This is a genomic window from Mycolicibacter nonchromogenicus, from assembly GCF_002101775.1.
GTDB lineage: Bacteria > Actinomycetota > Actinomycetes > Mycobacteriales > Mycobacteriaceae > Mycobacterium > Mycobacterium nonchromogenicum.
Genome location: NZ_LQPI01000060.1, coordinates 139,834 through 153,026, shown reverse-complemented (window position 1 = coordinate 153,026; position 13,193 = coordinate 139,834). Strand labels below are relative to the sequence as shown.

At 67.1% G+C, this 13,193-nt stretch carries 11 protein-coding genes; 5 read left to right on the top strand and 6 right to left on the bottom strand.

Going from position 1 to position 13,193, the window contains the following annotated elements; genetic code table 11:
- Window positions 1–39: 39 nt before the first annotated feature.
- Window positions 40–855, top strand: coding sequence for a polysaccharide deacetylase family protein (locus tag AWC18_RS16725; protein ID WP_085139448.1), 816 nt, complete (start codon window positions 40–42; stop codon window positions 853–855).
- A gap of 8 nt (window positions 856–863) precedes the next feature.
- On the opposite strand, the gene AWC18_RS16720 is transcribed toward AWC18_RS16725, so the two are convergent.
- Window positions 864–1,544, bottom strand: a complete 681-nt coding sequence (locus AWC18_RS16720) for a PAS and ANTAR domain-containing protein (RefSeq protein ID WP_064999512.1) — start codon at window positions 1,542–1,544, stop codon at window positions 864–866.
- A gap of 132 nt (window positions 1,545–1,676) precedes the next feature.
- Here AWC18_RS16720 and AWC18_RS16715 point away from each other — a divergent pair, with 132 nt between their 5' ends.
- Both AWC18_RS16715 and AWC18_RS16710 read left to right on the top strand, forming a co-directional pair.
- A complete protein-coding gene (locus tag AWC18_RS16715) occupies window positions 1,677–2,630 on the top strand; it encodes an oxygenase MpaB family protein (protein WP_085139447.1) in 954 nt (317 codons plus the stop codon).
- Window positions 2,631–2,637: 7 nt separating this feature from the next.
- A complete protein-coding gene (locus AWC18_RS16710) occupies window positions 2,638–3,225 on the top strand; it encodes a TetR/AcrR family transcriptional regulator (protein ID WP_085139446.1) in 588 nt (195 codons plus the stop codon).
- Here the strand turns inward: AWC18_RS16710 and AWC18_RS16705 are convergent.
- Genes AWC18_RS16705 through glpX form a run of 3 tightly spaced genes read right to left on the bottom strand, consistent with a single transcriptional unit; the run spans window position 3,182 to window position 6,995 of the window.
- On the bottom strand, window positions 3,182–4,531 hold the full coding sequence (locus tag AWC18_RS16705) for an MFS transporter (protein WP_064999515.1): 1,350 nt from the start codon (window positions 4,529–4,531) through the stop codon (window positions 3,182–3,184). The two genes, AWC18_RS16710 and AWC18_RS16705, sit on opposite strands and share 44 nt — an antisense overlap.
- A gap of 15 nt (window positions 4,532–4,546) precedes the next feature.
- Complete coding sequence (locus AWC18_RS16700; RefSeq protein WP_064999516.1) at window positions 4,547–5,941, bottom strand: class II fumarate hydratase; 1,395 nt, start codon at window positions 5,939–5,941, stop codon at window positions 4,547–4,549.
- A 22-nt stretch (window positions 5,942–5,963) separates the two neighbouring features.
- Entirely contained in the window at window positions 5,964–6,995 is a 1,032-nt protein-coding gene (gene glpX, locus AWC18_RS16695; protein WP_208858386.1) for a class II fructose-bisphosphatase, read from the bottom strand.
- A gap of 65 nt (window positions 6,996–7,060) precedes the next feature.
- Between glpX and AWC18_RS16690 the strand changes: the two genes are divergently transcribed.
- Window positions 7,061–7,690: a DUF4245 domain-containing protein gene (locus tag AWC18_RS16690; protein ID WP_064999517.1), complete on the top strand. Its 630-nt coding sequence runs from the start codon at window positions 7,061–7,063 to the stop codon at window positions 7,688–7,690.
- A gap of 29 nt (window positions 7,691–7,719) precedes the next feature.
- Here AWC18_RS16690 and AWC18_RS16685 read toward each other — a convergent pair whose 3' ends face one another.
- The gene (locus tag AWC18_RS16685) at window positions 7,720–8,808 is read right to left on the bottom strand and encodes an AI-2E family transporter (protein ID WP_085139445.1); all 1,089 of its coding nucleotides are present in this window, start codon (window positions 8,806–8,808) and stop codon (window positions 7,720–7,722) included.
- Window positions 8,805–9,854, bottom strand: coding sequence for an NAD-dependent epimerase/dehydratase family protein (locus AWC18_RS16680; protein WP_085139444.1), 1,050 nt, complete (start codon window positions 9,852–9,854; stop codon window positions 8,805–8,807). Before AWC18_RS16680 ends, AWC18_RS16685 begins: the two co-directional genes overlap by 4 nt.
- A gap of 177 nt (window positions 9,855–10,031) precedes the next feature.
- Between AWC18_RS16680 and AWC18_RS16675 the strand changes: the two genes are divergently transcribed.
- Entirely contained in the window at window positions 10,032–13,193 is a 3,162-nt protein-coding gene (locus tag AWC18_RS16675) for an AAA family ATPase (protein WP_085139443.1), read from the top strand.

Here is a 13,193-nt window from a genome sequence, read left to right as displayed (position 1 = left end):
GCCGGGGTGGCAAAACCCTGGCATGTCGGCATTGTTGCGATGGCCGTTGCGGTGCTCGGCGCCTGCACCAGCCATGTTCACGAGGCGTCGGCCGAGCCGGTGGACTGCGCCGTGGTCAAGTGTGTGGCGCTGACCTTCGACGACGGTCCCTCGCCCTACACCGACCGGTTGTTGGGGATCTTGAACGATGCGGGCGCCCGCTCCACGTTCTTCCTGATCGGCAACAAGGTGGCAGCCGACCCGGCGGCCACGAAACGGATCGCCGACGCCGGTATGGAGATCGGCAGCCATACCTGGGAACACCCGAACATGACCACCATCCCGGCAGCCGACGTGCCCGCGCAGTTCGCCAAAGCCACCGACGCGATCCGCTCGGCCACCGGCGTCACGCCGACGCTGTGGCGCCCACCCGGCGGGCTCACCGACGCGGCGGTCAACGCGCGGGCCGCCGAGGCCGGACAGGCCGCAATCCTGTGGGACGTCATCCCGTTCGACTGGATCAACGACGCCGACACCAACGCCACCCGCTACATGCTGATGACCCAGATCAAGCCCGGGTCGGTGGTGTTGTTCCACGACACCTACTCGTCCACGGTGGACCTGGTCTACCAGTTCCTGCCGGTGCTCAAAGCCAATGGATACCACGTGGTTACGGTCAGCCAGTTGCTGGGCCCGCGCGCCCCGGGCAGCGTGTACGGCAGCCGGGAGAACGGCCCGCCGGTCAACGACCTGCATGACATCGCACCCGCCGATATCCCAGGGCTGCCGGCGACGCCGTCGCCGCCGCCGATGCCGAATCTTCCGATCACCGACATTCCCGGGGCGAATTCCGGGGGACCCAACAACGGAGCGTGAACGCGGCGCTACGTCCCGGCTGAAGACGCGAGGGACATCAGCGCGTTGTCGTACTCGTGTCTTTCGGGCAGTACCGGAGCGCTGAGGGCGCGAAACCGCGCGACCAGCAGTTCAGCCAAGCTCTGGAGCTTGGTATTCGTTCGCTGGGAAAGCCAGCGCAACAACTCGAATGACGCGGTGTCTTCGAGTCCATAGACCACGGCGAGCATGCCTTTGGCCTGCTCGATGACAGCGCGCCGATCCACGATGGTGTCAACATCTGCTGAAATGCGGTCCTGGTAGGCGGATTCGGCGGGGCTGACGTCGATGTAGAACCCCTCGGTGCCGATCACGGTGCCCTGATCGTCACGGATCGGGTTGCCGACCACCGTGATCTGGTGCGTGCGGCCTGCGGTGTCGATCATGCGGTGACGGGTGCTGAAGGCCGCCTTTGTGCGGCGGGTGTCGTCCAGTGCGACGATGACGTGATCGACGTCCTCGGGGTGCTTGTGCGACAACACCTGCGCGGTGGTGGGGTTAGGCATATCGCCGGGTTCGTACCCGTGCATCTGCTGCACTTCCGATGACCATTCCCAGCGTTCTTCTTCGATGAAGAACCGAAATCGGCCGACGGTCTGCGCCTGGCCGCCCGTGAGTGCTCGGTCGGGTTCGGAGTCCTGCTCCGTACCGCCTAAACCGTCCGGCTGCATACGTCGAAGAATAATTCGCGTGGCCCAGCGGGGCGACACATTGTGGCCGTGACAACGTTTGTCGCGGCGGAATCGTTGACACTTTGACACAAAAAACTATTCTTTGTGTCAGGCGAGCCGAGGAGGCCACAGATGACGGCAGTGACCAGCAATGTCACCAGCATCGCTCCGGCCCCTCGGGTCCGGCCCGCAGTGATGGCCCAGTTCCGCAGGCACTCCGGCAGCGTGCTGTCGGGCCTGTTCGGCGCCGCCGCCTTTGACGAGGTGGCCCTGGTGCCGGTGGCCGCCGCAGTCGACAAGACCGGGCGCTTCGAACGCAACTTCACCGACCGCGCCATCCGCAGCGGATTCTCTGCGCTGCTCGCCATCTGGGGAGACGCCGAGGACCGGGCAGCCGAAGGCGAACGCCTCAAGCGGATGCACCGCGAAGTGCACGGTAAGGGCAAGGGGGACTTCGCCGATGTGCGCTACAGCGCGCTGAACCCGCGGCTGTGGAACTGGATCGCCGTCAGCGGCATGTTCGTGACCCTCAATTCGTTCACCCCGGTCACCGGCATCAGATGGAATGACGCCGAACGCGAGGCGGCCTACCAGCAATTGGTGCAGGCGTTCAGCGCTCTCGAACTGCCCGGCAAGTCCGGCAAGTTCCCCGCCACCTACGCCGAGGCGGTCGCCTACTACGACGAGATGGTGCAGACGGATCTGGCGGCCAACCCGTTCTTGGACCGGGTCACCGCCGGCCTGGGCAAGTTGCCGCTGCCGTCGGCAGTGCCCGCCCCGGTGCGGGCCGCGGCCGGTCCGCTGTGGTCGGTGCTGAGCGCGGGTGCCGGCCGCGTGGTGAAGATCTGTTCGTTCGGGATCATGCATCCCGGGGTTCGGGAACTGACCGGATTCCGCTGGCAGCAGCACCACGACGTCGAATTCAACTTCTATACCCAGCTGCTGCAGATGGCGTGGCGGGTGTTGCCTGATCGCGTGGTGCTGGTGCCGCTGGCCTACAACCGCCTGGAGTACGAGAAGCTGGTGAAGATGCACCGCTCAGTCGCGCTGGATTCCTTTGCGCCGCCCGGCTGTCCGATGGGATGACACGGCGATGACGTCGCGACGCAGTACCGCGAGCCCCGCCGAGCAGGAGGCGGCCATCCTCAAGGCCGCCGCCGAAGAAGTCGGGCTGGTCGGGGTGGCCCGCGCCAGCCTTGATGTCATCGCCCACCAGGCGGGGGTCAGCCGCAGCACCCTGTACCGGCGCTTCCCGACTCGGGACGCACTGATCACCGAGCTGGGGCGCCGGGCCTTCGACAATGCGATGGTTCAGCTGCGCACCGTCGCGGTGGACTCCGGGCCGAAAAACGCTGCTGTTGCGGCGTTTCGCGCAGGGTTAAGGCTGCTCACCACCGATCCGGTGGTGCGAAAGCTACTCCGGCTTGACGCCGGTGTGCCGATGATGGCCGGGATGTACCAGGAAGCCGAAGTCTTTCTGGAGAGCGCGTCGAGCGCCATGGCCAAGGCGCTGCGCGCAGCCGGGGCCCAGATGCCCGACGCGGACTTGGTGGCTGCCGCCGAATTGCATGTGCGCCTGGCTGCTTCGATCGCCCAGGTGTCGACGTCGGTGCTCGACCCGACTGACGATGAGGCGGTCAGTGCCTACGCGGAAAAGTATCTGGCGCCGCTGGTCTGGTAGGCGCAGGAGCCGAACCGAGGAAGATCACCGCGGCGGCTGAGGCCAGCGAGAACGCCCCGACCACCCACAGTGCGGCGTGGGCGTCGCCGGTCAGGCCCGTCAGCCAACCCGTCACGTAGGGCCCACCGAAGCCGCTGACGTTGCCCAGTGAGTTGATCAATGCGATGCCGCCGGCCGCCGCAGTCCCGGTGAGGAACGTCGAGGGCAGCGCCCAGAAGACCGGCAGGGCACACATGATCGAGCACGTCGTCAACGTGATCGCGACCATCGCCAGATAGGGGTTGGACATGTACAGCGCCAGCGGGATACACACCCCGCCGACGATCGCCGGGATCGCCACATGCCAGACGTGCTCCCCGGTCCGATCGGCGTGGCGAGCCCAGGGCACCATCACGACTGCGGCGATGGCGTAGGGGATGGCGGTCACCAGGCCGCGCCCGATGATGCTCAGGTGGCTGCCGTACTGCTGCTGGAATCCCGCGACGATGGTCGGCAGGAAGAACCCAACGGCGTACAGCCCGTAGACAATACCGAAGTAGACGAACGCCAGGGCCAGGATCCGGGGGTGGCTCAGTGCCTTGCGCAGCGGCCAGTGTTGATCGGCCTCGGCCGCCGTGCGCTCCTGGGCCAAGGTGGTCTCCAGCCACTGCCGCTGGTCCGCGTCGAGCCAGTCGGCCTGAGCCGGGCGATCGGTCAGGTAGAGCCAGCAGACGAACCCCAGCGCCATAGCGGGAAGCCCCTCGACCAGGAACATGAACCGCCACCCGGCCAGGCCGAAAATGCCATGGCCCCACTCGATGATGAGCGCGGACAGGGTGGATCCGATGGCCGTCGACACCGGCACCGACACCATGAACAGCGAGACGGCCCGCGATCGGTGCTGCTGCGGGAACCAGAACGTCAGGTAGAGAATGATGCCCGGGAAGAAGCCGGCTTCGGCCACCCCCAGCAGGAAGCGCAGCGCGACGAGCGTAGCCGCGTTGGGTACGAAAGCGATTGCGGTGCTGACGATTCCCCAGGTCAGCATGATGCGGGCCAGCCACCGTCGACCGCCGAAGCGGTGCAGCGCGATGTTGCTGGGTATCTCCAGCAGCAGGTAGCCGAAGAAGAAGATCCCCGACGCGAACCCGAACATGGTGGCGGTCAGGCCCAGATCGGCGTTCATCCCGTTGGGCCCGGCGAAGCTGATGTTGACCCGGTCCAGGTAGTTGACCACGAACAGCAACCCCAGAAACGGGAGCAGCCGCCGAGAGACTTTCGCCAGGGTCGCCCGGCCCAGCGCGGCCGCGGCGGGGTCAGCGTTCATCCGCGGCCGGGTGAACTAGTCCTTCACCTTGGCCATGGCCAGCACGTCGAGGCGCTTGTCCAGTTCTGCCTCCGACAGCTTCTCGCCGATCAGGCCGCGGTCGATCACGGTCTGGCGAATGGTCTTGCGCTCCTTGAGGGCCTGCTTGGCCACCGCGGCGGCCTCCTCGTAGCCGATCGCGGAGTTCAGCGGCGTCACGATCGACGGACTGGACTCGGCCAGCTCGCGCAGGTGCTCCTCGTTGGCGACCAGCCCCACGATGCAGCGTTCGGCGAACAGGCGCGAGACGTTGGACAGCAGCGTGAAGGACTCCAGCATGTTGCGGGCCATCATCGGGATGTAGACGTTGAGCTCGAAGGCGCCGTTTCCGCCGCCCCAGGCGATCGCCGCGTCGTTACCGATCACCTGCGCCGCCACCTGCGTGACCGCCTCGGGCAGAACGGGGTTCACCTTGCCCGGCATGATCGAGCTGCCCGGCTGCAGGTCGGGAAGCTGAATCTCGGCCAGTCCGGTCAGCGGCCCCGAGCCCATCCAGCGGATGTCGTTGGCGATCTTGGTCAGCGACACCGCGATGGTGCGCAGCGCTCCGGATGCCTCGACCAGGCCGTCGCGAGCCGCCTGGGCCTCGAACGAGTTGGTCGCAGTGCGCAGTTCGGTGATCCCGGTCTCGGCGACCAGCACCTCGACCACCTTGGCGCCGAAGCCGTCGGGCGCGTTCAGGCCGGTGCCGACCGCGGTGCCGCCGATGGCCAGCTCGCCCAGGCGGGGCAGGGTGGCCTGCACGCGCTCGATGCCGGCGGCGATCTGGCGGGCGTAGCCGGAGAACTCCTGGCCCAGGGTGACCGGGACGGCGTCCATCAGGTGGGTGCGGCCCGACTTCACCACGGTGCGCCACTGCGTGGCCTTGGCTGCCAGCGCGTCGTGCAGCACCTGCAGCGACGGAATCAGGTGGCGCACTGCGGCTTCGGTGGCCGCAATGTGAGTGGCGGTCGGGAAGGTGTCGTTGGACGACTGCGACATGTTGACGTCGTCATTGGGGTGCACCGTGACACCGTTGGCGGCGGCGATCGAGGCGATCACCTCGTTGGTGTTCATGTTCGAGCTGGTGCCCGAGCCGGTCTGGAACACGTCGATGGGGAACTGGTCGTCGTGCTTACCGTCGGCGATCTCGGCAGCGGCGGCCTTGATGGCGGCGGCCTTCTCCGGGGCCAGCAGACCCAGGTCGGCGTTCACCTGCGCGCAGGCGCTCTTGAGCAGGCCCAGCGCCCGGATCTGGGTGCGCTCCAGGCCCCGCCCAGAGATCGGGAAGTTCTCCACCGCGCGCTGGGTCTGCGCGCGCCACAACGCGGTCACCGGCACCCGGACCTCGCCCATGGTGTCGTGTTCGATGCGGTATTCGATCTCGCTCATAGTCTTGGATCCTCGCTTGACGTCAGGGCAGGGGGTAGGCGGCGTGGGAGTCGCCGGTGAAGTCAACGGCCGAGTACTCGTTGAGCTTCGACAGCCGGTGGTAGGCCTCGATCATCCGGACGGTGCCGGACTTGGAGCGCATCACGATCGACTGGGTGGTGCAGCCGCCGGGGTAGTAGCGAACCCCCTTGAGCAGGTCGCCGTCGGTGACGCCGGTGGCGCAGAAGAAGACGTTCTCGCCGGAGACCAGATCCTCGGTGGTCAGCACCGCGTCCAGGTCGTAGCCGACGTCGATGGCCTTCTGCCGCTCGGCGTCATCGGTGGGGGCGAGCTGGGCCTGGATCGCTCCGCCCATGCAGCGGATCGCGGCGGCGGCAATGATGCCCTCGGGGGTGCCGCCGATCCCGGCGAGCATGTCGGTGCCCGAGTCGGGCCGGCACGCCGAGATGGCGCCGGCCACGTCGCCGTCGGTGATCAACCGGATGCGGGCGCCGGTGGCGCGTGCGTCGGCGATCAGCTGGGCGTGGCGGGGACGGTCCAGGATGCACACCGTCATGTCCCGGGCGGTCAGGCCCTTGACCTTGGCGACCGCGGCGATGTTGTCGGCGATCGGCTTGGTGATGTCCAAGACGTCAGCGGCCTCGGGGCCGACGGCGATCTTGTTCATGTAGAACACCGCCGACGGGTCGAACATGGCGCCGCGCTCGGCCACCGCCAGCACCGAGATGGCGTTGGGCATGCCCTTGCTCATCAGCGTGGTGCCGTCGACCGGGTCCACGGCGAAATCGCACTCGGGGCCATCGCCGTTGCCCACCTCTTCGCCGTTGTAGAGCATCGGCGCGTGGTCCTTCTCGCCCTCGCCGATCACCACCACGCCGCGCATCGACACGGTGTTCACCAGTTCACGCATCGCGTCGACGGCCGCGCCGTCGCCGCCTTCCTTGTCGCCGCGGCCCACCCAGCGGCCCGATGCCATGGCACCGGCCTCGGTCACCCGCACCAGCTCCAAGGCCAGGTTGCGGTCTGGGGCTTCGCGTCGCGTGGGTCCCGTCATGCCAGTCACGGGTGTTCATTCTCCCAGAGCCGGATCCGCACTGTTGAGCTGGGATACTGGCTTCCGTGACCAACGAGCCCCAGCCGGCGCCCAAGCCCGCCAAACCACGCATCTTGCAGGACTGGCGCGACATGTTCTGGTCGATCGTGCCGCTGGTCCTGGCCTGCCTTGCACTGGCCGGGCTGGCCGGGACGTGCGCGTTTCGGCCGGGCGGGATCACCGCCGGGCCGGTCCCGTCCTATGACGCCGCCGCAGCGTTGAAGGCCGATGCGCAGACGCTGGGTTTCCCGGTCCGGCTGCCGCAGCTGCCCGAGGGCTGGCAGCCCAACTCCGGCACCCGCGGCAGCATCACCGACGGGCGCGGCGACGCCAAGGGGCAGCGGCTGCGTGCGGTCACCTCGCGGGTGGGCTACATCAGCCCGACCGGGATGTACGTCAGCGTGACGCAGAGCAACGCCGACGAGGTCCCCCTGGTGGCCTCCATCAGCCCCGGTCTGCATCCGACCGGGACCGAAGACGTCGAGGGCACCCGCTGGGTGGTGTACCAGGGCGACGGCGACCCCGTGTGGACCACCCGCTTGGCCGGAAAGACCGGCCCGGCCCAGGTGGCGATCTCCGGCGCGGGCGGTCCCGAGCTGTTCCGGACGCTGGCGGCGGCCGTTCAGTCGCAGCCGCCGCTGCCGGCGACCCGCTAGTGGGTCGCCCGGCTGCGAAGCGCGTGCTCTCAGCTGTCGGCTAACAGTTCTTCGCTGGTCTCCTCGGTGGAGAAAGCCGCCAGGTAGACGTCGATGGTGGTGACGATGATGATCATCAGCACCGGACCGATCACGATGCCCCAGAAGCCGAACATGGCGATGCCGGCGAAGACGGCCAGCAGCATCAGGGCGGAATTGAGCCGGGCGTCGCGCGGCACCAGCACCGGGCGCAGGAAGTTGTCGATGTTGGTCACCACGATCAGGTGGAACAACACGACGAACAGCCCGCCGACGACATTGCCGAACAATGCCATGCCGATGCCGAACGGCATGGTCACGATGCCCCCGCCGAGCGGGATGACCGACAGTGCGGTCAGCAGGATCGCGAAGATGAAGAACGCCTGGTGGAATCCGCCGATGTAGATGGAGGCGGCTCCGGCGACGCCCTGGCAGAACGCGATGACGAACTGTCCGCCGACGGTGCCGCGCACCATCGAGCCCATCTTGGCCAGGTACAGATCGGTGACCTCGCTCCCCAGCGGGTTGAGCCGCCGGATGAGGGTGAGCAGCTCCTCGCGGTTGGTCAGCAGCGCCAGGAAGACGTACAAGAAGATGATCGCGGAGGTGACCGCGCCGACCACCCCGCCGACGGCGCCCTGCAGCACGTGCAGCAGCAGTTCGCCGCCCTTCTGGGCCACATTCACCATCGCCTCACGCAGCGATTCCATGGTCAGCTCGACGTGCACGAACGGCAGTTTGGCCAGCGCGCCGTTGATGAACTTCAGCACCTTGTCGCCCAGTGCGGTGGGGTCGGTGGCCTGCACCCATTCGGCTACCTCGCTGACGGTGCGCGAGATCTGCGCGACCGCGAAGAAGACCGATACCCCGACCGGGACGATGACGGCGACCAGAGCCGCCAATAGGGTTCCGGCGGCCGCCAGCCCGGTGGACACTTTCCGGTTGAGCAGCCGGAACAACGGGGTGAACAGGTAAGCGCCGACGGCGGCCACCACGATCAGCACAAAGTAGGTGCGCAGGAAATAGGCGCCGAACATCAGCGCGATCACGGTGAAGACGGCCAGCGCCCGTCGCTGGGCGGGCGTGAATTCGTGGTTCATGGGCGTGGGTCACTCCATTTGTCGGTGATGGCCTGCCACGGATCGGCGTAGCGTCGGCCGCTGCGGTGGTAGGGCGCGCGGGTCCGCAGCACGGCGCGGACCAGGGGAGCGACCGGCCGCAGCAGGTGCCGCTGTGCACCGGCTCGGGCGGCCGTCTCGGCCAGCATGTCCGGCCAGGAGTGGTGCTGAAAGCCCAGTACTTCCTGGGCGCGGCTCGAGTCCATCCAGTCGGTGTTGAACCAGCCCTGGTCGCGGTCGGGATCGCCGGGCAGCCCGGCGGGCAGGCCGTTGACCAGTCCCAACGCGGCGGCCATGGCCGGCGCGACGTCGCCCTGGAGTTGCCGATGCGAGTCGTCGCCGCCGATCAACAGGGTTTCCCCGACCACGGGTGCGGTGGTCGCGGCGACGAACGCCGAGGCGACGTCGCGCACGTCGACGGTCTGCAGCCTGCCGTCGGTGGGCAGTAACTGCTCGAAATACAGGTTGTCGAGCTTCATGTAGGGGCCCGGATCGACGGTGACTACACCGCCGAGTCGCAGGATCACCCAGTCCAGCGTGGAATTGCGCACCAGTTGCTCGGCCTGCAGTTTCTGGTCGCCGTAGACGTCGGCGGGATTGGTCGGAGTGTCAGCGGTCAGCACGCCCGAGACGGTGTGCGGGTTGCGGGACCCGTACACCGCGATGCTGGATGCCTGCACAAATCGGGGTGGTTCGGATTGGGCGGCGGCCGCCGTCAGCAGGTGCCCGGTGGCCTCGACATTGACCCGACGGGCCAGGTCTCGGCGCAGGTAGATGAACGGCGGGATCACCGCGGCCAGGTGGATGATCGCCGCGGGCCGGACAGCGCCCACCAGCGCCTCGACGGCCGCCGGATCGGTGAGATCGGCGTAGCGCACCTGCACCGAGGCCGGCAGTGCTGCGACGGCCTTGCGGTTGGCCGGGATATCGAGATCGGTAGCGATCACGGCGCGACCGTCGGCGGCCAACTGCCGCACCACCGCCGATCCGACCAGGCCGAATGCGCCGGTGACGAGAACCGTATTCACAGGTCAATCCTTAGCCAAAAAAGTCGTCGCGGGACGCCCGTTCGGCGCACGCTCCCTGCACACCTTAAAGACGTGTCCCGGTGCGCTGTGACCTCTCTTTGGAAAAAAACATCGCTGCAACAAGAAATGCATATTCTTTTTCGATCGGACCCAGATCCAGGATCGGCGGCGCAGCGGATGACAGCGGCGACCATCTGCCCCACATGCGGCAGTCATTGCCTGGCTGAGGCGCGGTTTTGTCACCACTGCGGCTCACCGGTCACCGCGACGGCGGCCCCCGCGGAGTACAAGCAGGTGACGGTCCTGTTCGCCGATGTGGTCCATTCGATGGACATCGCGGCAGCAGTGGGTGCCGAGCGACTGCGGGAGATCATGGCAGCGCTGTTCGGTCGGTGCGCTGCGGTGGTGCAGCGCTACGGCGGGATGGTGGAGAAGTTCATCGGTGACGCCGTCATGGCGGTGTTCGGCGCCCCGGCGGCATTGGAGGACCACGCGCTGCGGGGATGTCTGGCTGCGCTGGACATCCAGCAGCAGGTTGGCGAGCTGGCCCTTGAGGTGGACCGCATTGACGGGATCGCACTGGCGCTGCGGGTGGGGCTGAACTCCGGCCAGGTCGTCGCCGGAGACCTCGGCTCCACGGCGCTGAGTTATGCCGCTATCGGTGAGCAGGTCGGGCTGGCGCAGCGGATGGAATCGGTGGCGCCGCCGAACGGGGTGATGCTCAGCGAATCGACTGCGCGGCTGGTTGAACACGTTGCGGTGTTGGGAGAGCCCGAGCTGGTTCACATCAAAGGAGCGGCCGAGCGGGTGGCCGTGCGGCGGCTTCTGGTGGTGTCGCCGGAGCGGCGACATACCCGCCGGCAGGACACGACGCTGGTGGGTCGATCGTGGGAGATGAGCGCGCTGCGCGGCATGCTGGATCAATCCGTCGGTGGGACCGGCTGTGTGGTGGGTGTCGTCGGGCCTCCCGGAATCGGCAAGAGTCGCATCGCGCGTGAGGTCAGCGCGCTGGCACAAGGGCGTGGTGTCGAGGTATTCACCGCCTACTGTGAATCGCACGCACGAGAGGTTCCCTTCTCCACCGCGACTTCGCTGCTGCGCACCGCGCTCGGATTGGACAACCTCGACGACGAATCAGCTCGAGCGCGAGTCGAGGAACGCGCCCCCGACGCACCCTCCGAAGACGTCCTGCTGTTGCAGGACCTGCTCGGCATCCGCCAGGCCGGGGTTGAGTTGCCTGCCATTGATCCCGATGCCCGGCGGCGCCGGGTGACCCGGCTGGTCAAATCCGTCTCGTTGGCACGTAGTACCCCGGCGGTCTATGTCGTGGAAGATGCGCACTGGATCGATGAGGTCAGCGATGTGTTGCTCGCAGAGCTTCTCGGGGTGACCCGCCAAACCCCGTCGTTGGTTTTGGTCACCTACCGGCCGGAGTACGACGGGGCGCTGACCCGGACAGTGGGATCGCAGACGATCAATCTCGGGCCCCTGAATGCATCGCAGACCGCCATGCTTGCGGCCGAATTGATCGGCACCCACAGCTCGGCTGCGACGCTGTGCGGGCAGGTTGCCGAACGTGCTGCCGGGAATCCGCTGTTCGCAGAGGAGATGGTGCGCGATCTGGCGGAGCGGGGAGTGTTGACCGGTCCTCGCGGCGACTACACCTGTGTGGTCGATGATGCCGAGCTCATCGTGCCGGCAACCGTGCAGGCCACCATCGCCTCCCGCATCGACCGGCTCGATTCGGGGGTGAAACGAACGCTGCATGCCGCTTCGGTGATCGGGCTCCGGTTCGGTGCCGAGCAATTGGCATTGCTGGACCCCGACGCGCAGCTCGCCCCGCTGCTCGGTGCGGAGCTCATTGATCAGGTGCGGCTCAGCCCACAGGCCGAGTATGCGTTCCACCATCCGCTGATCCGAATAGTGGCCTACGAATCACAACTGAAGTCTCGGCGCGCGGCACTGCATCGGCAACTCGCCGCGGCGATCGAGCGACACCACCCCGATGCGCACGACGAGAACGCAGCGCTGATCGCAGAGCATCTCGAAGCCGCTGAGGATCTGTCGGCTGCCTTCGCCTGGCACATGCGTGCCGGGGCGTGGGCACAGCACCGTGACATCCGTGCCGCCAGGGTGAACTGGGAACGGGCCCGCGCGGTAGCCGATCGACTGCCCATCAACGATCCCGGCCGCTCCACGATGCGAATCGGTCCGCGAACCCTGTTGTGCGGCAGCGTTTGGCGAGTCGGGGGGAGCATCGCCGACACCGGTTTCGATGAACTTCGTGAGCTCTGTACTGCTTCAGGCGACTCGGTATCTCTGGCTATCGGGATGGCCGGCCTCCTGAACGCCATGACATTTCACTCCCGTTATCAGGAAGTCCCGCGACTCGCAGCGGAATTCGTTGAGCTTCTCGAGTCAATCGGCGACCCGGATCTCTCGGTGGGGCTGCTGTTCGCCGCGCTCTGGGCCAAACTGGAGCCCGCTGATGCGGGGGCGGGCTCTCGGCTGGCTCAACGGCTCATCGACCTTGCTGATGGGGATCTGGAGAAGGGCAACCTGCTGATCGGCTCACCCCTGACAGCTGCGATTGGGGCTCGGGCGGCGTTCGGCATGGTGCTGGGACGTCCGGGCTGGGAAGACGACCTTGACTCAGCACTCGAGTTGGCTCGAGCATTCGACCCCACCACCCGGGCGCTCACGGGGATGTTCCAATGTCTGATGGTCTCGCAGGGTGCGGTCCCGGCCGAAGCCGCGATGCGAAACAGTGCCGACACGCTGGAAGTGGCCGAACAGTCGGGCGACGAATTCGCCTTGGCCGCAGCCCGCCTCGCCCGGGGTATCGCTCTCGTCCGTCACGACGATTCCGATCGCGATGAGGGGTTGGAGCTGTTGGCGTTGGCCAGAGATGCCGCTTCAAGTCAGCGATTCATCGCCAGTCTTGCGCACGTAGCCGAGACGGAGACCGCGTTGCAGATGGCGCAGGCGGGTGATATCGACGGGGCGATCGGACTGCTGCGTGCGGCGGTGCGCACGCTGTCCGACAGTGGTGTTGTCCTCTGGTATGTCCCGGCGGCGATCCGGCTGGTGGACCTGCTGCTGGAACGCAACTCCGACGGCGACCGTGACGAGGCCCAGGCTGTGCTCGATGGTTTCGTGGAGACGGTGAGCGGGTCCGAGTTGGGCCTGTTCGAGACCTGGTTGCTGCACGGCCGGGCGTTGCTGGCGCGTGCCAGGGGAGACCAGGACGCATACCGCGACGAAGTAGAGCGTTACCGGGCGAAGTCGAAGACGTGTGGGTTTGCGGGGCACGTGGTGATGGCGGAGGCGATGCGATGA